The sequence below is a fragment of the Rhodococcus sp. 14-1411-2a genome (assembly GCF_002259485.1).
Taxonomy (GTDB): Bacteria; Actinomycetota; Actinomycetes; order Mycobacteriales; family Mycobacteriaceae; genus Rhodococcoides.
On the sequence record NZ_NPGA01000019.1, the window covers coordinates 405,786 to 426,879 of the forward strand.

Here is a 21,094-nt window from a genome sequence, read left to right on the forward strand (position 1 = left end):
GAACACTGCCGGTGACATGTCCCCTCGGGGACGTGTCACCGGCAGTTTTTCGTGGGCCCGGCTCGATTCACATGCTCGGTGTCACCGATCGAATGCGTTCGACGGCAGCCTCGGCGACAGCGGTGACGGTCTCCGGTTCCAGGCCGGCCTGATCCGAGACGACGATCTGGACGACGGTCGAGTCGACCACGGCCACCACCACATCGGAGACCAAGGTGAACCCTTCACTGCTGGTGGTCAGGCGTACCGAGGCCGACGCGTCACCGACCGTCGACTGCTCCCGGCCCGCCAACGCGTAGTCGACGCTCACCCCGTCCGCATCCGTGCCGCTGAACGTCGTGCACCCCACCCACGCCTGCTGGATCGCCGTGAAGGCCTCGGCCGTGCCCGTATCGGGGTAACTCGCCGCGTCCTCGTCGATCGAGGAGAAGTTCGGTCCCGAGAAGCGGACGACTGCGTTCGACGCCGCACCGCCCCGCTGCTCCGAGATCGGTGCCAGTACCGCAGCGCACTCGGCAGGATCGGTACCGGACTCGTCGGGGGAGTCGTACTCGGGAGCCGGATCGAGACCGAGATCCTGAACGGGGTCGGGAATCGAGGAGAAGCCGTCCGGGAGGTCGCCGAGACCCAACATCGCTGCGGCGAGGACGCCGGAGTCGGTGATGGGGGCACCGAGCAAGGGATCGGGTGCGGGGACGGAGCTGGGCGCGGGTGCAGGGGTCGGGGCCGGCTCGTCTGCGCTGCACCCGGACGCGGCGACGCCGAGGACAGACAGCGCCGCCAGCAGCTGCGTCGCGGTCCGCCCGGTCATCGGGCGGCCCAGGTGATCGAATCTCCGACGGTCTGACGCAGCACGGTTGTGCTTTCGGGGTCGGTGTACATCTGCTCGCCACCTGCGGTGATCGATCCGCCGACGGGAAGTGGTCGGGTCAGATCGATCTCGAGCGTTCCCGAGCCGGTGAACGTGTACGTCTCGATATTGAGCGTCCCTGCGTCGTCGGGCAGGTTCCAGGTGGTCGATTCGGGCGTCTGGGTGATCGCGACGTCCAGGGTCGCTCGGTCACCGTCGAGTGCGCGCAGCGTGACCGTGGTGCGCTGGTTCAACGTGATGCCGCTCAGTACCTGTTGATCGACGGTCCATGTCGCGCCCACTCCCACCTCTGCTTCGGGGAAGTCGACGGAGCGGTACACCGCGGCGTTCAACGAGCGTTCGATCGCCGCGCGGGCGGTGTCGAGCGCGGCGTCGGCGGGGGTGATGTGCAGTGCGGTGATCGCTCCCGAGTCGGTGGTCGCCAGCCGTGCCGACGAGCCCTCGGATGCGGAGAGTGCGTCGGTCAGGCCCTCGTCGGGCGACGTCGCAGCTCCGATGGTCAGCTCGACGGACCGGGTAGCGCCGGTCGAGGCGTCGTCGTCCGGGACGGTATCGGACGTCGATGCGGACAGGGGCACGGTCAGTTCGGGGCTGGAGAAGTCCTGTGGAGCCCCGTCGCTGATCTGCTGCGAGACGGTGGAGGTGGTGGTGAGGTCCACGTTCTGCTCGTTCGCGTCGGAGGTTTCGAAGGCCAGTACGCGTCGCGGCTCGGTGCCGGGGTCGACCACGGTGGTGGTCGTCGGCGTCACGGCGATCGTCACCTCGTTCGAGGACGCCGCCTGCTCGGGAGCGGGATCGGTGTCGGTGTCGGCGCTCGAACATCCGGCGACGAGAACCAGTGCACAGCAGGCAGCGAGGAAACCGGAGCGGACGGTGCCGGAGCGGACGGTGCGGAAACGATCGGTCGACTTCACGGCCACCAGGCTACTGACACCGCCCGTGGCGACCGGTGGTGCGCGGCACGGATGAGGACCCGCCGCCGTCCATACGCCATGATGGACAGGTGAGTGAAGACCGCGCCGACGATCCGCCAGCCGAGACGAGTAGTGTTCCGGCACCGAACGAGACCGCGGACTCGCAGGTGACCGATACCGACAGCGCCGCGAGTCGAGTTCCGAAGCCGCTCAAGACGCGGTTGCTGGTCGCGATCGCGGCCGTGATTCTGCTGTTCGACCTCGTGACCAAGATCGTGGTGGTGCACTACGTCAAGCCCGGCAACCCGATTTCGATCGTCGGAGACGTCGTGACGTTGCGGCTGGTGCGTAATCCCGGTGCGGCGTTCTCGATGGCCACCGGCATGACCTGGTTGCTCACGGTCGTGGCAGTCGCGGTCGTCATCGGAGTGATCAAGATCGGTCGGACGCTGCGATCGCCGTGGTGGGCACTGGGATTGGGTCTGGTTCTCGGCGGCGCGCTCGGCAACCTGATCGACCGATTCTTCCGTGCCCCGGGTCCGTTCCAGGGACACGTCGTCGACTTCGTGTCGGTGGGCTGGTGGCCGGTGTTCAACGTTGCCGATTCGTCCATCGTCTGTGGTGCGATCCTCCTCGTCGTCCTGAGCCTGTTCGGGTTCGAGCCGAACGGTGAACGGGTGACCAAGGCGAACTCCGATGCCGCAGCCGAGGCCGACAAGTGAGGGAATCGCGCTCGATGCCGGTGCCCGACGGTCTGGACGGAATGAGGGTGGACGCCGGTCTCGCTCGGTTGCTCGGGCTCTCGCGTACCGTCGCCGCGGCGCTGGCCGAGGAGGGCTCGGTTCTGGTCGATGCCGGTGCCGTCGGCAAGTCCGACCGGCTGGCCGCTGGGTCGTGGCTCGAAGTGACGCTGCCCGAGCCGGCCCGTGAGTTGACGATCGAGGCGGAGCCGGTCGAGGGGATGGACATCCTCTACGCCGACGACGACATCGTGGCCGTGGACAAGCCCGTCGGGGTCGCCGCGCATGCCAGCGTCGGCTGGACCGGACCCACCGTCATCGGCGGTCTCGCGGCCGCCGGTTTCCGAATTTCGACCTCCGGTGCGCACGAGCGTCAGGGCATCGTGCACCGCCTCGACGTCGGCACGTCCGGGGTCATGGTGGTCGCCACGTCCGAGCGGGCGTACACCGTGCTCAAGCGGGCGTTCAAGGCGCGCACGATCGACAAGCGCTACCACGCACTGGTGCAGGGGCATCCGGATCCGAGCAGTGGAACGATCGATGCCCCGATCGGTCGACACGGCAGCAACGACTGGAAGTTCGCCGTCCGTGCCGACGGCAAGCCCAGCGTCACCCACTACGACACGGTCGAGGCGTTCCAGGCCGCGAGCCTGCTGGACGTGCACTTGGAAACCGGTCGCACGCACCAGATTCGGGTGCACTTCTCGGCTCTGCGACATCCGTGCTGTGGCGATCTGACCTATGGTGCCGATCCGCGGCTGGCCGAACGATTGGGCCTGGAGCGGCAGTGGCTGCATGCCCGGTCGCTCGGCTTCGCGCATCCGTCCGACGGACGCTGGGTCGAGATCGAGAGCAAGTATCCGGCCGACCTCGAGCACGCACTCGAGGTGCTTCGGAGGGCGTGATGCGCACCAGGGGAGTGCTGGGCGGTGTCGTTGCCGCGGCACTCGTGTTCGTGGCGCTCGCGGTGATCGGGCACCTCAACCCGGTACGACAGCTGGGCGTGGGCACCGACCGGCTCGGCCCGGACAGCGGCGAGCAGGTGGTCGACTACCTGGCCCGCGCCGAGGCGAGCCTGCGCAGCGACAACACCGAACCTCGGTGGGGATCGGTGTCGTTCGATCGCGAACTCACCGCCCAACAGGCCTATGCCGTCGCCGACGGGATTCGTATCTCGCAGGTGCTTTTGCGTGTTCCGCTCGATCGTGTGCAGACCCCGATACTGACCGTCGGCGTGCCGGGCAGCGAACGCTCGGTACTGAATTCGACCGCGCGGGCAGCGAGCCTGGCGACCGAATCGTTCGGGGCGGGAGACCGGCAGGCGCAGATCGCCGCAGTCTCGCAGCAACGTCTGCTCGACGGGTGTGCGTGTGTGGTGACGTTGGTGGTGCGCGCGACCCCAGCCGAGTTGAGCGAGCTGGCCGGCCGCGCCGATGTGCGAGCGGTGCAGGCGCTTCCGCCGGATGCGGTGTCCGGCAAGTTCGCAGTCGAGCCGCTCCTGCCGGAGCACGTCGACGTCGTCGGTCCGCTCCCGGACGACGGTCCCGTGCCGACCCGATGAGGCGATTTCTCGTCGCATCCGTCACACCTGTCACGTCCTCCGAGGACACACCGGCAGCGTGAAAATTCTGTCGGTTCGACCGCTTACAGTGAGTACGTTCGCGGCTCGTATTCACGCCGACGCACGACCTTCAGGAGAGAACCTTCGTGGCCGATTCGTTCGTTCATCTGCACAACCACACCGAATATTCGATGCTCGACGGTGCCGCCAAGATCGGCGCGATGTTCGCCGAGGCAGCACGGTTGGAGATGACGGCAGTCGGCATGACCGACCACGGCAACATGTACGGGGCCAGCGAGTTCTACAACGAGGCAAAGAAGGCCGGGATCAAGCCGATCATCGGCATCGAGGCCTACATCGCGCCCGAGTCCCGATTCAACAAGAAGCGTGTGCTGTGGGGCGACCGCAGCCAGAAGTCCGACGACGTCTCCGGTAGCGGTGCGTACACGCACATGACGATGGTCGCCGAGAACGCGACCGGAGTCCGCAACCTGTTCAAGCTGTCCTCGCTCGCCTCCATCGAGGGTCAGCTGGGCAAGTGGGCCCGGATGGACGAGGAGATCATCGCCCAGCACGCCGAGGGCATCATCGCCACCACCGGCTGCCCGTCGGGTGAGGTGCAGACTCGGTTGCGACTCGGCCAGGATCGTGAGGCGCTGGAGGCCGCTGCCAAATGGCGCGAGATCTGGGGTCCGGAGAACTTCTTCCTCGAACTGATGGATCACGGCCTGTCCATCGAGCGGCGTGTCCGCGAAGGCCTGCTCGACATCGGCAAGAAGCTCTCGATTCCGCCGCTGGCCACCAACGACTGCCACTACGTCACCAAGGATGCCGCCGAGAACCACGAGGCGCTGCTGTGCATCCAGACCGGTAAGACGCTCAGCGATCCCACTCGCTTCAAGTTCGACGGTGACGGCTACTACCTCAAGTCCGCCGCCGAGATGCGCGAGCTCTGGGACGATCAGGTGCCCGGTGCCTGCGACAGCACCCTGCTCATCGCTGAGCGAGTGCAGCCGTACGACGAGGTGTGGGCGCACCGCGACCGCATGCCGATCTTCCCCGTGCCCGAGGGCCACACCCAGGGCACCTGGTTGCGCCACGAGGTCATGACCGGACTCGAGCGACGGTTCCCCGACGGCCCGGCCGAGGACTACCTGGCACGCGCCGAGTACGAGATCAAGGTCATCCTCGAGATGGGCTTCCCGGCCTACTTCCTCGTGGTCGGCGACCTGATCAACCACGCCAAAGCCGTCGGCATCCGCGTCGGGCCGGGCCGAGGTTCCGCCGCCGGATCGTTGGTCGCCTACGCCATGGGCATCACCAACATCGACCCACTGCCGCACGGTCTGCTCTTCGAGCGATTCCTCAACCCCGAGCGTGTGTCGATGCCCGATATCGATATCGACTTCGACGATCGCCGCCGCGGTGAGATGGTCCGCTACGCCACCGAGAAGTGGGGTAGCGATCGCGTCGCCCAGGTGATCACGTTCGGCACCATCAAGACCAAGGCCGCGATCAAGGACTCGGCCCGAGTGCAGTTCGGCCAGCCCGGTTTCGGGATCGCCGATCAGATCACCAAGGCGCTGCCGCCGCCCATCATGGCCAAGGACATCTCGGTGGCGGGCATCACCGATCCGTCGCACGAGCGCTACAAGGAAGCCGTCGAGGTTCGAGCGCTGATCGACTCCAACCCCGATGTCGCGACCATCTACAAGACGGCCAAGGGACTCGAGGGCCTGATTCGCAACGCAGGCGTGCACGCCTGCGCGGTGATCATGTCCTCGGAGCCGCTGACCGACGCCATTCCGGTGTGGAAGCGCGCGCAGGACGGCGCGATCATCACCGGCTGGGACTACCCGTCGTGCGAGGCCATCGGCCTGCTCAAGATGGACTTCCTGGGCCTGCGAAACCTCACCGTCATCGGTGACGCCATCGACAACATCAAGGCCAACCGCGGCATCGACATCGACCTCGACGCTCTCCCGCTCGACGACCCGGCGACCTTCGACTTGCTCTCTCGCGGAGACACTCTCGGCGTCTTCCAGCTCGACGGCAGTGCCATGCGCGATCTGCTCCGACGCATGCAGCCCACCGGTTTCGAGGACATCGTCGCCGTCCTGGCGCTGTACCGGCCCGGTCCGATGGGCATGAACTCGCACAACGATTACGCCGACCGCAAGAACGGTAGGCAAGAGGTCAAGCCGATTCACCCGGAGCTCGAAGAGCCGCTCAAGGTGATTCTCGGTGAGACGTACGGCCTGGTGGTCTACCAGGAGCAGATCATGCAGCTCGCGCAGAAGGTGGCCGGCTACACCCTGGGCCAAGCCGACCTGCTGCGTCGTGCCATGGGTAAGAAGAAGCTCTCCGAGCTCGAGAAGGCGTACGCCGGGTTCCGGCAGGGCATGTTAGACAACGACTTCTCCGAGGCGGCCATCAAGGCGCTGTGGGACACCGTGCTGCCCTTCGCGGGCTACGCGTTCAACAAGTCTCACTCCGCGGGCTACGGCCTGGTGTCGTACTGGACGGCGTACCTCAAGGCCAACTACCCGGCCGAGTACATGGCCGGCCTGCTCACCAGTGTCGGCGACGACAAGGACAAGGCTGCGATCTATCTGGCCGATTGCCGCAAGCTCGGAATCACGGTGTTGCCGCCGGACGTCAACGAGTCCGAACTCAACTTCGCGTCGGTGGGCAAGGACATCCGGTTCGGTCTCGGCGCTGTCCGCAACGTCGGTACCAATGTGGTCGCGTCGATCATCAGGGCGCGATCGGAGAAGTCGAAGTACACCGACTTCTCCGACTACCTCGGCAAGATCGACGCAATTGCCTGCAGCAAGAAGGTCACCGAATCCCTCATCAAGGCAGGTGCTTTCGACTCGCTCGACCATCCGCGCAAAGGTCTGATGCTCATCCATGCCGACGCGATCGACGCGGTGATGGGCACCAAGAAGGCCGAGGCGATAGGTCAGTTCGATCTGTTCGGCGGCGAGGATGCCGACGAGTCCATCTCCGCGGTGTTCAACGTCCGAGTGCCGGACGAGGAGTGGGAATCCAAGCATCGGCTCGCCCTCGAGCGCGAGATGCTCGGTCTCTACGTCTCGGGCCACCCGCTCCTGGGCGTCGAGCACATGTTGGCGGCGAAGTCCGACTGCAACATCCCGACCATCCTCGAGGGTGACATCAAGGACGGCACCCAGGTGACTGTGGGCGGCATTCTGGCCTCGGTGAACCGTCGGATCAACAAGAACGGTCTGACGTGGGCGTCGGCTCAGCTCGAGGATCTGGCCGGTGGTATCGAGGTGCTGTTCTTCCCACAGGCGTACTCGGTGTTCGGTGCCGATGTCACCGAGGACTCGGTGGTGCTGGTCAAGGGTCGGGTTTCGGTGCGTGACGACCGAGTTTCCTTGATCGCGAACGACCTTGCGGTGCCGGATCTTTCGGCCATCGGTATCGACAAGCCGCTCGCGGTGAGTCTACCGACGCGACTGTGCACCGCCGACAAGGTCGGCGCGCTCAAGCGGGTGTTGATCAGTCACCCAGGGACCTCGGACGTCCATCTGCGGTTGGTCAGCGGCGACAAGATCACCACGATGAAGCTGGACGACAGCCTGAGGGTGACGCCGACCTCGGCGTTGATGGGCGACCTGAAGGCGCTACTGGGGCCGGGCTGCCTGACGGGCTGAGGCCGGCCCGGTCGAACCCAACTCGGTCAGCCGCAGCATCCACCAGGCGACTACGGCGACCGCTGCGCCGGCCAGCACGGCTGCCTGCAGCGAGCCGGCGATGACGAGGGTCGCGGCGAACACGAGAAGGCCGAGTGCGAGGGCTTCGAGCTTGTAGACCGGCCATGCGATGCCTGCCACGTCCGCGGTGCGCAGGGTAGGAGCGGGTCGACGGGTCACCTGGGTGCTCGTGTAGGTCATCGCGTTCTCCTCTGGTGCCACCGGCAGATTCGGGTCTCCGCTGCGGGAAGTTCAGACTATACCCAACAAAAGATTCGGTCCACCGAACTTGGGCTCCGGCCTGGCATTGTTGCCGATCTCCTGGCGTCGCAACGTCGGTGGGTGTTGACTGAAAGCCATGCCATTGACAGGAGAATACGAACCGAGTTCATCCGACTGGGCCCGCGAGCAGGCCGAGCTGTACGAGAACTCCGGCGGAACCGAAGGCACGATGATGAACGGTATGCCGGTCGTGCTGCTGACCACGAAGGGCAACAAGAGCGGCAAGCTCCGCAAGTCGCCGTTGATGAGGGTCGAACACGACGGCGAGTACGCCATCGTCGCCTCCCTCGGCGGCGCGCCGAAACACCCCGTCTGGTACCACAACGTCAAGGCCGAGCCACTGGTCGAGCTACAGGACGGTCCCGAGAAGCACGACTACATCGCACGTGAAGTGACCGGCGACGAGAAGGCCGTGTGGTGGGAACGCTCGGTTGCCGCGTACCCCGACTACGCCGAGTACCAGAAGAAGACCGACCGCGAGATACCGGTTCTGGTTCTCTCGCGCGCCTGAGGAGTGTCTGCACCGGTCGTGGAACGGTCCCGGATGGGCAACCGTTCCACGCTGGTGGCAGCATGTCCTGGTGTCTTCATCCCCTGAACTCGCCTCCCAGCACTCATCGTCGGTAGCCGTCACCGCTGCCGACATCGATGCCGCTGCGGTGCGAATTTCTTCGGTGGTGGCCGCGACACCCCTGCAGTTGTGCGAGCGGCTGTCTGCGGAGACGGGCGCAAAGGTCTACCTCAAGCGCGAGGACCTGCAGATCGTGCGGTCGTACAAGATTCGCGGCGCATACAACCTGATGGATCAGCTGACGGATGCCGAGCGCGCCGTGGGCGTGGTGACGGCGAGCGCCGGCAACCATGCGCAGGGCGTCGCATTCGCATGCCGCACGATGCAGGTGCGGGGGAGGATCTACGTCCCGGCCAACACCCCGAAGCAGAAGCGTGACCGCATCCGGGTGCACGGTGGGGAATTCGTCGATCTCATCGTCATCGGCGACACGTTCGACGCGGCAGCTGCCGCCGCTGCCGAGGATGTCGCTCGTACCGGTGCCACGATGGTGCCGCCGTTCGACGACCCCCGAACCGTGGCCGGCCAGGGCACCATCGCCGCCGAGATCGTCGACCAGCTCGGCGGCGCACCGGATGTCGTCGTGATGCCGGTCGGCGGCGGCGGATGCATCGCGGGCATCTCGAGCTACCTGCGTGAGCGAGCACCGCAGACCTCACTGGTCGGCGTCGAGCCGTCCGGAGCCGCGTCGATGACCGCCGCACTGATCGCCGGTGGTCCGGTGACACTCGCCGACATCGATCCGTTCGTCGACGGAGCTGCCGTCCGCCGGATCGGAGACGTGCCGTACGCCGCGCTGCGGTCGCTGGGAGCGAGTGTGGTCTCGCATGCCTCGTTGCCGCTGCTCACTGCGCCGGTATTCGAAAGTGCGGGCCCGGGCGCGTTCCTGATCACACAGATCGACGAGGGCGCGATCTGCACGGCGATGCTGGCGCTCTATCAGAACGAGGGCGTCATCGCCGAGCCCGCGGGCGCACTCGCGGTGGCTGCGCTCGAGCACCTCGACATCGCCCCCGGCAGTACCGTCGTGTGCCTGGTCTCGGGTGGTAACAACGACGTCTCCCGTTACGGAGAAATTCTCGAGCGCTCTCTGGTCCACCTGGGGCTCAAGCACTACTTCCTGGTCGATTTCCCGCAGGAACCCGGGGCGCTGCGCCGATTCCTCGACGAGGTGCTCGGCCCCGAGGACGACATCACGTTGTTCGAGTACGTCAAGCGCAACAACCGCGAGACCGGAGCGGCTCTGGTGGGCGTCGAACTCGGGTCGGCGACCGGATTGAGCCCGCTGCTCGAACGTATGCGGAATTCGCACCTGCACGTCGAGCAGCTGGAGCCGGGGTCTCCGGTGTACCGCTACCTGACCTGAGTCGGCCCACCGCACCTACCTGCGGCGTTACCGGCCGAGGAGGCGATCGACCACCTGTCGGTGCAGTTCGGGGTCCACGCCCGGGAGATCGAGGAGGGCTCCCAGGTAGATGCCGTCGCCGACGAGTCGGATGATCTCGGCCTGAACGGGGTCGTCGATTTCGGCGCGTAGCCCCTCGTCCCACAACCGCATCATCTCCGTGACTGCGTCCTGCACCTCGCCGGAATTACCGTCGACGCTCCGTAAAGCGGCCAGGGTCGATCGATACAGTGCGATCTCCTTCTCGGAGATGGAGTCGGGTGGTTGCAGATACCACTCGGACACCGAGGTGCCCCCCGCTGCAGCATCGGCGCGCTGCTGATCGGCCTGGGCACCGAGTCGCCTCACCATGGCGGCAACCAGGGCGTCCTTGGTCTTGAAGTGATAGAGCAAGCCGCCCTTGGAAACGCCTGCGGCGGCGGCGACACTGTCGAGGGTCACCTTGGTCATGCCGTGTTCGATCAGCATCGATTCGAGTGCGTCGAGTATTCGGTCGCGGGTGTCCGATGACATGAAACTCACTTTACCGGCTGGACGGTTCGCGGTACTCTCGATCACTGTACCGGCTGGACGGTCGGTGCCTGTCGTCGCTTCGGCCACCTACCCGGTCGTCGAGCGCAGAACGTAGGAGATCGTGGTGAGTGACGTGCGCACCGGTTCGGTGCACGAGGTCGACGGTGCGTCCGAGCATCGGGCCGGCCCCCGAGATTGGCTCGGGTTGGTGGTGCTTGCCTTCGCGGTGCTGCTCATCGCTGTGGACGGCACCGTCCTCGATCTGGCCCTGCCGTTCGTCAGCGCGGATCTGGCACCCACCAGCAACCAGCTGCTGTGGATCATCGACGTCTACTCGTTCGTCCTGGCCGGCCTGCTCATCACCATGGGCACGCTCGGTGACCGAATCGGTCGTCGTCGACTGCTGCTGATCGGAGCAGCGGGCTTCGGTCTCGCCTCGCTCGTCGCCGCCGTGTCGACCAGCGCCGAGATGCTCATCGCCGCCCGAGTGCTGCAGGGCATCTCCGGCGCAACTCTGATGCCCGCGACTCTGGGCCTGATCAGGACTATCTTCCTGAACCCGCGTCAACGCGTCGCCGCGATCGGCGTGTGGGGCGCGATGGCAGGCGGCGGTGCCGCCGCAGGCCCGCTCGTGGGCGGCTGGCTGCTCGAGCATTACTGGTGGGGATCGGTGTTCCTCATCAACATCCCCGTGATGATCGTGCTGATCGCGCTCGGGCCCCTGGTCATCCCCGAGTCCAAGGATCCGAACCCGGGGCGCTTCGACCTGACGAGCTCGGCACTGTCGATGCTTGCCGTCGTCCCCGTGGTGTTCGCGGTGAAAGAGACTGCGGCACACGGATTCGACGTGGTCTACCTGCTCTCCGCGGTGGTCGGCGTCATCGCCGGGTACGTGTTCGTCCGTCGTCAGCGGACGCTTGCCGCCCCGATGATCGACCTACGACTGTTCGCCAACCGGGCGTTCTCGACGGGCGTGGCCACGAACTTCCTGTCGGTGTTCGCCCTCGCCGGGGTGTTGTTCTTCGGCTCGCAGTACCTGCAGCTCGTGCTCGGCAACAGCCCACTCGAAGCCGGATTGTTGCTGCTGCCCGGCACCGCCGCCAGTATCGTCACCTCACTGCTGGTCGCGGTCCTGGTTCGATACTTCAGCGCGGGAACGGTTCTCGGCGTCGCGATGATCGTCGCCGCCGCGGGCGCAGGCATCCTGGTCGGACTCGCGACCGACAGCGGACCGGCGTTGTTCATCGCAGGGTTCGTCCTGGTGGGAGCCGGGGTCGGTGTGGCGCTCACGCTGACCTCCGAGTTGGTCGTCAGCTCCGTCGAACCCGAACGAGCGGGAGCGGCCTCGGCGGTGTCGGAGACCGCGTACGAGCTGGGTATCGCGTTGGGTGTCGCCGTACTCGGCACCGTGGTCATGGCCATCTTCCGTCGCGGAATCGACGTCACCCAGTTGAACCCCGAGCTCGGAGCCAGGGCAGGGGAGACACTCGGCGGCGCGGATGCGGTGGCTCGTGAGTTGCCGGACTCGGTGGCGACGGTTCTGCTCGATTCCGCGCATGCTGCGTTCGTGTCGGGCATGCATGTCGCGGCCGTCGCCACCGCGGTGGTGCTGGCGATCACCGCCGTGTTCGTCCTGGTCAATCTACGTAAGCGTCAGGACTCCAACACGACGACGGAGTGACCGGGAACCGTGGTGGCAGAGCCGGTCTCGTCCGAGGTCGTCGGCTCCCACTCGAGCAGTGCGGAGCCGCCGACCGGCACCGTCACTGCGGATTCGGACAGGTTGCACACCACGCTGATGCGGCCTCGGCGTACGACGATCCATTGCGCGTCCTCGTCGTACTCCACCTTCACGTGGTCGAGCCACGGATCGGTCAGTTCGGTCCGGTCACGACGCAGCCGCAACAGATCGCGGTAGACGGCCAACAGTCGCCCATGATCGCCGTCGCCCAACTCCGACCAGTTCAGCTTCGACCGCGTGAACGTCTCGGGATCCTGCGGATCGGGGATATCGCTCTTGTCCCAACCGTGCTCGGCGAACTCCGCCTTGCGCCCCTCTGCGGTGGCCTTGCCCAGCTCGGGCTCGGGGTGCGAGGTGAAGAACTGGAACGGCGTAGACGCTCCCCATTCCTCGCCCATGAACAGCATCGGAGTGTAGGGGGAGGTCAGCACCAGGGCGGCCTTGATCGCGAGCTGGCCGGGGGAGAGGTAGAAGCCCGGTCGGTCGCCGATCGCACGGTTGCCCACCTGATCGTGTGTGGTCGTGTAGGTCACCAGGGAACTGGCCGGGATACGCCGGGTGTCCAGTGGGCGACCGTGGACGCGACCGCGGAAACTCGAGTACGTTCCGGCGTGAAAGAAGCCCTGCCGCAGCGTGTTCGCAAGCCCCTGCAGTGAACCGAAATCACCGTAGTAACCCTGCCGCTCACCGGAGACCGCGGCATGGATCGCGTGGTGGATGTCGTCGTCCCACTGGGCGTCGAGTCCGTAACCGCCACCCGATCGAGCAGTGATCAGCATCGGATCGTTGAGGTCGCTCTCGGCGATCAGGGTCAGTGGCCGACCCAGATGAGCGGAGAGGCTTCGCGTTTCGATCGAGAGCTGTTCGAGGAGGTGTATCGCAGTGTGGTCGACGATCGCGTGCACCGCGTCGAGTCGCAGCGCGTCGATGTGGAACTCGGAGAACCATCGCAGCGCGTTGTCGAGGGCGTAGCGCCGCACCTCGCCCGAGTCGGCCTCGGCGTAGTTGATCGCCTGGCCCCAACTGTTGGCACCCTCGGTCATGTACGGGCCGAAGCGCTCGAGGTAGTTGCCGGACGGGCCGAGGTGGTTGTAGACCACGTCCAGAACGACGCCGATGCCGTGGCCGTGGCACGCATCGACCAAGCGCTGCAAGCCTTCCGGGCCGCCGTACGCCTCGTGCACGGTGTACCAGAGAACACCGTCGTAGCCCCAGTTGTGCACGCCGTTGAACCCGTTGACCGGCATGATCTCGATGAACGTCACGCCGAGATCGACGAGATGATCGAGCTTGGTGATGGCCGCATCGAACGTGCCCTCGTCGGTGAACGTGCCGATATGCATTTCGTAGATCGACGAGCCGGGCAGCTGCCGGCCGGTCCAGGCCGCGTCGGTCCACAGCGTCGGATCGACGTCGAAGACCTGGGACAGCTCGTGGACTCCGTCGGGCTGCCGCGGCGACCGCGGATCCGGGAGGGCCTTGTCTGCGTCGTCGAGCAGGAAGCCGTAACGACTCGTCGGGCTGCACTCGACATCCGCGTGCCACCACCCGTTCGAGGAGCGCTGCATCGGATGCACCGTGTCGTCGAGTTGGAGCCGGACCGTCTCGGGGGTCGGTGCCCAGACCTGGAACCGACGAGTTGCTGCTGCCGATGTCACTGCCGGTGATGTCACTGCGGGAGACGTCACTGTGTCACCGTTCCTTCGTTGTCGCGCACCAGAAGTGCGACCGGGAGCGAGGCGAACACCTCGGCCACCGACACGGTGCCGGTGTGTTCGACGTCGGTGAGCCGATCGCGCCAGCGACCGTCGGGCAGGGTCACGGTCGTCTCGCCCCACCCCTGCTCGGCCAAACCGAGGGAGAGCCGGGTGGCCAGTGCCACCACGTCGGCGTTGCCGGGCAGTGGGCCACGTGCGAATCCGACGAGGTGCTCGGCTGCGGATCCGTCCGCGACGATGGGTGCGTAGGTTCCGCCGACGAAACTCGCGGGTCGCTCGCGTCGCACGTGCAGGGCGGAGCGAACGACGGCGAGCTTGGCGGCACCCGTATCGACCGAGAGCGCAGCGGGGTTCGACGCGGCGAGCATCGATCGACGAACCGAGTAGTCGACGGGCCTGCGGTTGTCGGGGTCGACGAGCGAGTCCTCCCACAGCTCGGTGCCCTGGTACACATCGGGGATGCCGGGTCCGGCCAGATTCAACAGCTTCTGGCCCAGAGCGTCGGAATGGCCGTGCGGAGCGAGCTTCTCGACGAGCATCGACATCGAACGGGCGACGGCACCGTCGAAGATCGCATCCAGCCAGCTGTGTACCGCGGACTCGAATTCCTCGTCCGGATCGGTCCACGTGGTGCGAAGGGCGGCCTCGCGAATCGCCTTCTCCGCGTAGGCATGGACGCGTTCACGCAACGAGGAGGTGACCACGCCGTCCGCCGGCCAAACTCCGAACAGGTTCTGCCACAAGAACATTCCGGTGGTGCCGTCGGGACTCGGGGTCAGTTCTTCCCAGTCCGTGATGCATCGGGCCCACAGCTCGGGAGTCTGCGACAGCACGCCGATGCGCGCTCGCACGTCCTCGCCTCGCTTGGTGTCGTGAGTCGACAGCGTCGTCATCGCCGCCGGCCATCGCTTCGCGCGGTCCGCATTGGTGAGATGAAAGAACTCTGTGCTGCAACCGAATCGGCCGGGATCGCCGCCGACCTCCTGCAACGAGATGAGCCGGTTGGCGCGGTAGAACAGGCAGTCCTCGACGCCCTTGGCGGTGACGGCACCGCACACCTGATCGAATCGCACCGGCGATTCGGCACCGCCGATGAGAGCTGTCGTCAACGCACCGAGGCCGGCTGCCAGTTCGGGCTGCTCCTCGCCGACGTCCGCGATCACGCCGGGCAGTACGCGGGCCAGCGGTGCGTAGTCGGTCCTGTACACGGGGACGGCCGCGACGACAGCGACGATCGCGTCGATGACGGACTCGAGCTCGACGAAGGTGCCGGACTCCCGTACGACCGCCCGGGCGAGGCGTCGCACCTCCGGGGACAGATCCCCGCGGGCGACACCGGTCTTGAGGTCGAGTTCCGTCTCGTGCAGCGTCTCGCTGTCGTAGGCGATGCCCGAGCGCACCTGAGACAGTGCGGTGAGCGCGTGCACGCCCTCGGGATCGACGAAGACTCCGCCGACCGCGGCCAGAGCGTCGTATCCGGTCGTGCCGTCGACGGGGAGCGATTCGTCCAGCGGTTCGCCGTCGGCCAGAATCTTCTCGATGACCAGCCACCGGTCGGGGCCGAGGAGCGCGCGTAGTTCGGTGAGGTAGCCGGCCGGGTCGGCCAGGCCGTCGGGATGGTCGACGCGAAGTCCGTCGATCAGACCGTCCTCGATCCAACTGGCCACCTGGCGATGGGAGTCGGTGAAGACGTCGAGGTCTTCCTGCCGAATTCCTGCCAGGCCGTTCACCGAGAAGAACCGTCGGTACCCGATCAGTCCATCGGACCAGCTCACCAGTCGGTACGCCTGACGATCGTGTACGGCCCGCGCGTCGCCGCTGTCCGTGCCGTCGGCGATGGGGAAGCGGTGCTCGTAGAACGCGAGCAGAGGCTGGTCCTCGGAGCGGTCGACGGTCAATTCGCCGACGTCGCTCGCGCTACCGAGAACCGGAATGGCGATCTTGCCGTCGACGCCGTTGTCGGCTCCGAAGTCGATGTCGAAGTACGTCGCGTAGTCGGAGTCACGGCCGCGTCGCAGCACGTCCCACCACCATGCGTTCTGCCGCGGGTCCTCCACTCCGACGTGGTTGGGGACGATGTCGACGATGATCCCCATGCCCAGCTCTGCCGCGCGAGAATGCAACTGCGTCAACGCTTCCCGGCCACCCAGTGCGGCCGAGACCGTGGCGGTGTCGGTGACGTCGTAGCCGTGGGTCGAGCCCTCGGTCGCAGTCAGGATGGGCGACAGATACAGGTGGGTGACCCCGAGGTCGTGGAGGTAGTCGACCACGTCGGAGGCGTCGGCCAGGGTGAAGGCATCGCCCCGCAGTTGTAACCGGTATGTACTGGTGGGCAGCGGCATATGTCAGGCAGTCTTTCGTAGAACGAGCAGGGAACGAGCGGTGACTTCCACGGGTGTACCCGCTTCGATCGATTTCTCACTTGTCCCGGTTCGCGACGCGGTGTTCAGCGCCACAGTCCATTCCTTGGCGTAGTTCCCGTCCGGGGTCACGAACTCGATGGTCTCGTGATGTGCGTTGAAGCACAACAGGAACGAGTCGTCGACGACGCGCTCGCCGCGCTGGTTCGGTTCCGGGATTCCGTCACCGTTGAGGAAGACCGTCAGCGACTTGCCGAAACCGCTGTCCCAGTCCTCCGGGGTCATCTCTTCGCCCGCCGGAGTGAGCCAGGCGATGTCTCGGGCCTGCTCGCCGGTGCGAATGGGGCGGCCCTCGAAGAATCGTCGACGCCGGAACACCGGATGCTCTGCGCGCAGCGAGATGGCGTTGCGGGTGAACTCGATCAGTTCGGCGTTCTTCTCGGCCAACGACCAGTCCATCCAGGCGAGTTCGGAGTCCTGGCAGTAGACATTGTTGTTGCCCTGCTGAGTACGCGCCATCTCGTCGCCGTGGGCGATCATGGGCGTGCCCTGGCTGAGCAGCAACGTCGCCATGATGTTGCGGATCTGGCGGGCACGCAGGTCCAGGATCTCCGGATCGTCCGTCGGGCCTTCCACGCCGCAGTTCCACGAGCGGTTGTGGCTCTCGCCGTCGTTGTTGCCCTCACCGTTGGCGTCGTTGTGCTTGTCGTTGTACGACACCAGATCGTTGAGCGTGAACCCGTCGTGCGCGATGACGAAGTTGATGCTGGCACCGGGGCGACGACCGGTGGCCTCGTACAGATCCGAGGATCCGGTCAGCCTCGACGCGAACTCGCCCAGCGTGGCAGGCTCACCCCGCCAGTAGTCGCGGACGGTGTCGCGGTACTTGCCGTTCCACTCCGTCCACAGGCCGGGGAAGTTGCCGACCTGGTAGCCGCCTTCGCCCACGTCCCAGGGCTCGGCGATCAGCTTCACCTGGCTGACGACCGGATCCTGTTGCACCAGATCGAAGAACGCGCTCAGGCGATCGACGTCGTGCAGTTCGCGCGCCAGGGTGGACGCGAGGTCGAATCGGAATCCGTCCACGTGCATCTCGGTGACCCAGTAGCGCAGTGAGTCCATGATGAGCTGCAGCGTGTGCGGGTGTCGCGCATTGAGGCTGTTGCCGGTTCCGGTGTAGTCCATGTAGTGCTCGAGGTCGCCGTCGACGAGCCGGTAGTACGCGGCGTTGTCGATCCCGCGGAAGCTGATGGTCGGGCCCATGTGGTTGCCCTCGGCGGTGTGGTTGTAGACCACGTCGAGGATCACTTCGATGCCTGCGGCGTGGAACGAACGAACCATGGCCTTGAACTCGGTGACGGCGGCACCGGGGGACTTGTGTGAGGAGTACTCCGCGTGCGGGGCCAGGAAGCCGAACGTGTTGTAGCCCCAGTAGTTTCGCAGCCCTTTGTCCAGCAGAACCTGATCCTGCATGAACTGGTGCACCGGCATCAGCTCGATGGCCGTGACACCGAGGTGGTTGAGGTGGTCGATGATCACCGGATGCGCCAGGCCCGCGTAGGTGCCGCGCTCGGCTTCGGGGATGTCGGGATGGTTGATCGTCATGCCCTTGACGTGGGCCTCGTAGATCACCGTCTCGTGGTACGGGCGCTTGGGGGCGCGATCGGCCTGCCAGTCGAAGAAGGGGTTGATGACGACGGTGGTCATCGTGTGTCCGAGCGAATCGTGCTGGGGGAAGTCGTTGTTCGGCGCGTCGTCGTGCGCGAGGGGAGCGTCCTCGATGATCTCGTCGTCGGGATCGGTGAGATCGGTGGTGTCCTCGAACGGTGCCTCGGAGTCGAGTGAATCCGCGGATTCGTCGTCGGTCGGTACCGCGGCCTCGGGTTCGGGAGCCGGCGCATCCATGTTGTACGAGAACAGCGATCGGTCGCCGTCGAACGATCCCTCGAACGCCTTGCCGTACGGATCGACGAGCAGCTTGCTCGGATCGCAGCGGTGCCCGGCCGCTGGATCCCACGGGCCGTGCACGCGGTAGCCGTAGCGCTGACCCGGTTCCACCGTGGGCAGATACGCGTGCCAGACGTAGCCGTCGGACTCCTCGAAACGGATGCGGGTCTCGGTTCCGTCAGCGGCGATCAGGCACAGATCCACGGCCTCAGCGGCCTCGGAGAACAATGCGAAATTGGTTCCTGCTCCGTCGTAGGTCGCGCCGAGCGGATAAGCGGATCCCGGCCATACTGCGATGGCAGGCGTGTCGTCGGAGGCTTCGTGCAGCATGGATCAACCCTACTGTGGCGGCTGGGCCCGGGCTTACCGAGCGCGAGCCGCATGCCCCTGGCCTTGGACCGACTCCGATCACGGTCCGGCCCACCAGCCGGTGGCCGATCCGATCTGTCGGCCCAGCTCGGTGGTGAGCGTTCGCACGTAGGTGGCGGTCAGATGGTGTTCGTCACGGTAGATCAGAACGTTCCCCTGCTCGGCGCGGCACACGGTGTCGTCGCACACCGCATCGGACAGGTCGAGAGCAGAGAACCCGGGCAGCTGGAACGAGGAGGCCAGGGCCGGGTTGACGGGGTCCAGCGCCTCGTCCCTCGGGATACCGCAGGAGGCGGCCGTGCCGCCGTCGGCGAGGCAGTCGATGGCCCGATACGCGAGCCACGGGGTGTCTCGGATGCCCAGAATTCCGACGCCGTTCGCGGTCAGTTGCTGCCACACCGAGGCGTACCAGGGCGGTGTGAAGTCGCCGGGCGCGTCCTCCCTGGGCCGGGTGGCGGTGGTGAACAGGTAGTCGGGTTGCATCTCGGCCACCTCGGCCAGCACGGTCTGTGTCCAGTCCAGGCAGTCGGGGTATTCGTTGGGGCCGAGCATCGGCATCGTGTCCGTGCTCAGCGGGCAGCCCATCTTCAAGAACGTGACGACCGCGAAGCCGTGCCGGAGACCGAGCGTGTCGAGGGCGGTCACCCAGTGTTCGGCGTGCGAGCTGCCTGCAAGCACGATCGTCCGGTCCGAGTCGACGTCGCCGTAGGTACACGAGACCGCGTCGCGCGTCTCGAAGTCCGCGATGCAGCCCTCGAGGGTGGTGGCCGGCAGATCCTCGGGGGCGGAGTACAGCGGGGGACTGACGTCGGCCGGCTCCACGCGAATCCCGTCGGTCAGTTCGAGCGCTCCGGGGTGAGTCTGCTCGTCGACCGATCCGTCCGCTTGCACGGCGTTGATCGACCGATCGATGTGGAAGTTCCATCCGATCGACCCTGCCGTCACCGTGACGGCAGCGATCGCCGCAGTCGCAGTCACCGCGATGCGTGCCGGCGTGAATGTCGGCGACTGCGTGGGTCGCTCGACGAGGCGGACGGTGAGCCATGCCAATGCAACCGAGGCTCCGACGATGCCGAGACCGCCGAGAACGTCGGCGTGAGGTCGGCCGGTGGCCGACAGGTAGAAGATCAGCAGCGGCCAGTGCCACAGGTACAGCGGAAACGCGATGGATCCGAGCCAGGCGAAGAACCGGTTGGAGAGCGTGGCCGCCACTGCGGTCTCGGAGCCCGCGACGATCAACGCGAGGGTGGCCAGCACCGGAATCAGGGCCAGGGGACCGGGAAACGCCGATACACCGTCCACGAGAAAGCCGCACGCGACGATGACCGCTATTCCGATACCGGCAAGGGCCCCGCGTAGCTGCGACCGCGTTCGGGTGTCATCGGAGGACGGCTCCCTGGACGGCTCGCCGCTGCGTGCGGCGAACACGGCGGCGACTGCGGCTCCGAGCATGATTTCCCACAGCCGGGCACCGGTGTCGTAGTAGTTCCACGCCTGGTGGCGTTGCACACCGTCCGCTGCGTACACGAAGGAGACCACCGCGATGACGGCGAATATCACCGCGAACGTCAGCGGTCGAAAGCTTCGTGGTCCGTCGGGACGCACGGTGCGTCGTATCCACGCGAGACCGAACACGACAGCGATGGCCAGTAGATAGAACTGGAACTGGACGGCCACCGACCACAGGTGCTGAAGAGGGCTCACCGAGGGGTCGGCCGCAAGGTAGTCGTTCGCCGTCGTCGCCAGCTGCCAGTTCACGTAGTAGAAGACGCCGGATACGAGTTGATCGCCCAGATCGGCCCAGCGAGTGCGCGGCAGCAGGAATACCGATGCGACGGCAACCGCGGCCAGCGTGATCAGCAGGGGAGGCCCGAGCCTGCGCAGCACCCGAGTGATCCGGGTGAACGGATTCAGGCTCGCCCCGGCCTCGGCCGATCTCAGCAGAGATGCGGTGAAGAAGAAGCCGGACAGGGTGAGAAATACATCGACGCCTCCCGACACCCGACCCATCCAGATGTGGAATACGACAACGAGCGCGATGGCCACGCCGCGCAGCCCGTCGAGGTCGTGCCGCTGCGGTGGCCGCTGCGGTCCGCTGGGCGAAAGAGCGGTGTCCCCCTGAGCCGGAACAACCGAAGCCGAAGTATCGGAGCTGCTGTGGGGTACGTGCATGGAGGAGAAGTGACTTCCCGGCTGTGTATCGACCACTCGGTCGGGGGTCGCGGACGGTGGTACCCGGTTCTGGTGAAGACGGGATTCTGGGGCAAACAATACGTGTACGTGAGGTGAAGTAACCCTCGGAGTCTGCTTTGCCGCGATATGCCCAGTTCGGGGACGGTTTCGGTCTGATCCAGCGGTGTCTGGCTTGCGCATGTATAGC

The 21,094-nt window shown here is 66.0% G+C and carries 15 protein-coding genes; 7 read left to right on the forward strand and 8 right to left on the reverse strand.

Annotated features, from left to right (window positions below; genetic code table 11):
* Positions 1-67: 67 nt before the first annotated feature.
* Both CH291_RS20575 and CH291_RS20580 read right to left on the reverse strand, forming a co-directional pair.
* Positions 68-811: a hypothetical protein gene (locus CH291_RS20575; RefSeq protein ID WP_068051932.1), complete on the reverse strand. Its 744-nt coding sequence runs from the start codon at positions 809-811 to the stop codon at positions 68-70.
* Positions 808-1,785 (reverse strand): hypothetical protein, encoded by a 978-nt coding sequence (locus tag CH291_RS20580; protein WP_255183229.1) that lies wholly within the window; start codon positions 1,783-1,785, stop codon positions 808-810. Before CH291_RS20580 ends, CH291_RS20575 begins: the two co-directional genes overlap by 4 nt.
* Positions 1,786-1,874: 89 nt before the next feature.
* Between CH291_RS20580 and lspA the strand changes: the two genes are divergently transcribed.
* The 4 genes from lspA (at position 1,875) to dnaE (ending at position 7,769) form a co-directional block, all read left to right on the forward strand.
* Positions 1,875-2,507, forward strand: a complete 633-nt coding sequence (gene lspA / locus CH291_RS20585; RefSeq protein WP_068051928.1) for a signal peptidase II — start codon at positions 1,875-1,877, stop codon at positions 2,505-2,507.
* Complete coding sequence (locus CH291_RS20590; protein ID WP_094688480.1) at positions 2,504-3,430, forward strand: RluA family pseudouridine synthase; 927 nt, start codon at positions 2,504-2,506, stop codon at positions 3,428-3,430. The genes lspA and CH291_RS20590 overlap by 4 nt, the downstream gene beginning before the upstream one ends.
* Positions 3,430-4,086 (forward strand): hypothetical protein, encoded by a 657-nt coding sequence (locus tag CH291_RS20595; protein WP_094688481.1) that lies wholly within the window; start codon positions 3,430-3,432, stop codon positions 4,084-4,086. The genes CH291_RS20590 and CH291_RS20595 overlap by 1 nt, the downstream gene beginning before the upstream one ends.
* 146 nt (positions 4,087-4,232) lie before the next feature.
* Positions 4,233-7,769 carry a DNA polymerase III subunit alpha gene (gene dnaE / locus CH291_RS20600; RefSeq protein ID WP_094688482.1) on the forward strand — a complete coding sequence of 1,179 codons (3,537 nt, stop codon included), beginning with the start codon at positions 4,233-4,235 and terminating at the stop codon, positions 7,767-7,769.
* On the opposite strand, the gene CH291_RS20605 is transcribed toward dnaE, so the two are convergent.
* Positions 7,740-8,009: a hypothetical protein gene (locus tag CH291_RS20605; protein ID WP_094688483.1), complete on the reverse strand. Its 270-nt coding sequence runs from the start codon at positions 8,007-8,009 to the stop codon at positions 7,740-7,742. The two genes, dnaE and CH291_RS20605, sit on opposite strands and share 30 nt — an antisense overlap.
* A 157-nt stretch (positions 8,010-8,166) precedes the next feature.
* Between CH291_RS20605 and CH291_RS20610 the strand changes: the two genes are divergently transcribed.
* Together CH291_RS20610 and ilvA are read left to right on the forward strand one after the other, a co-directional pair.
* Positions 8,167-8,601 (forward strand): nitroreductase family deazaflavin-dependent oxidoreductase, encoded by a 435-nt coding sequence (locus CH291_RS20610; RefSeq protein WP_068051906.1) that lies wholly within the window; start codon positions 8,167-8,169, stop codon positions 8,599-8,601.
* A 70-nt stretch (positions 8,602-8,671) separates the two neighbouring features.
* Positions 8,672-10,027: a threonine ammonia-lyase IlvA gene (gene ilvA, locus CH291_RS20615; protein WP_094688484.1), complete on the forward strand. Its 1,356-nt coding sequence runs from the start codon at positions 8,672-8,674 to the stop codon at positions 10,025-10,027.
* A gap of 27 nt (positions 10,028-10,054) precedes the next feature.
* On the opposite strand, the gene CH291_RS20620 is transcribed toward ilvA, so the two are convergent.
* The gene (locus CH291_RS20620) at positions 10,055-10,579 is read right to left on the reverse strand and encodes a TetR/AcrR family transcriptional regulator (RefSeq protein ID WP_068051915.1); all 525 of its coding nucleotides are present in this window, start codon (positions 10,577-10,579) and stop codon (positions 10,055-10,057) included.
* Positions 10,580-10,703: 124 nt separating this feature from the next.
* Here CH291_RS20620 and CH291_RS20625 point away from each other — a divergent pair, with 124 nt between their 5' ends.
* Entirely contained in the window at positions 10,704-12,260 is a 1,557-nt protein-coding gene (locus CH291_RS20625) for an MFS transporter (protein WP_373455148.1), read from the forward strand.
* Here the strand turns inward: CH291_RS20625 and treZ are convergent.
* From treZ to CH291_RS20645, 4 genes are all read right to left on the reverse strand, one after another.
* Positions 12,233-13,978 carry a malto-oligosyltrehalose trehalohydrolase gene (gene treZ, locus CH291_RS20630; protein ID WP_094688560.1) on the reverse strand — a complete coding sequence of 582 codons (1,746 nt, stop codon included), beginning with the start codon at positions 13,976-13,978 and terminating at the stop codon, positions 12,233-12,235. The genes CH291_RS20625 and treZ overlap by 28 nt on opposite strands.
* Before the next feature lie 26 nt (positions 13,979-14,004).
* Entirely contained in the window at positions 14,005-16,380 is a 2,376-nt protein-coding gene (treY, locus tag CH291_RS20635; RefSeq protein ID WP_094688485.1) for a malto-oligosyltrehalose synthase, read from the reverse strand.
* A gap of 3 nt (positions 16,381-16,383) precedes the next feature.
* The gene (gene glgX / locus CH291_RS20640) at positions 16,384-18,675 is read right to left on the reverse strand and encodes a glycogen debranching protein GlgX (protein WP_094688486.1); all 2,292 of its coding nucleotides are present in this window, start codon (positions 18,673-18,675) and stop codon (positions 16,384-16,386) included.
* A gap of 78 nt (positions 18,676-18,753) precedes the next feature.
* Positions 18,754-20,886 (reverse strand): acyltransferase family protein, encoded by a 2,133-nt coding sequence (locus tag CH291_RS20645; RefSeq protein WP_094688487.1) that lies wholly within the window; start codon positions 20,884-20,886, stop codon positions 18,754-18,756.
* Positions 20,887-21,094: the final 208 nt, after the last annotated feature.

What these genes read in the sequence shown, in the direction of transcription:
- CH291_RS20575 (WP_068051932.1), bottom strand. Translation starts at nt 811, where the DNA reads ATGACCGGGCGGACCGCGACGCAGCTGCTGGCGGCGCTGTCTGTCCTC.
- CH291_RS20595 (WP_094688481.1), top strand. Translation starts at nt 3,430, where the DNA reads ATGCGCACCAGGGGAGTGCTGGGCGGTGTCGTTGCCGCGGCACTCGTG.
- CH291_RS20605 (WP_094688483.1), bottom strand. Translation starts at nt 8,009, where the DNA reads ATGACCTACACGAGCACCCAGGTGACCCGTCGACCCGCTCCTACCCTG.
- CH291_RS20610 (WP_068051906.1), top strand. Translation starts at nt 8,167, where the DNA reads ATGCCATTGACAGGAGAATACGAACCGAGTTCATCCGACTGGGCCCGC.
- CH291_RS20620 (WP_068051915.1), bottom strand. Translation starts at nt 10,579, where the DNA reads ATGTCATCGGACACCCGCGACCGAATACTCGACGCACTCGAATCGATG.
- treY (WP_094688485.1), bottom strand. Translation starts at nt 16,380, where the DNA reads ATGCCGCTGCCCACCAGTACATACCGGTTACAACTGCGGGGCGATGCC.
- glgX (WP_094688486.1), bottom strand. Translation starts at nt 18,675, where the DNA reads ATGCTGCACGAAGCCTCCGACGACACGCCTGCCATCGCAGTATGGCCG.
- CH291_RS20645 (WP_094688487.1), bottom strand. Translation starts at nt 20,886, where the DNA reads ATGCACGTACCCCACAGCAGCTCCGATACTTCGGCTTCGGTTGTTCCG.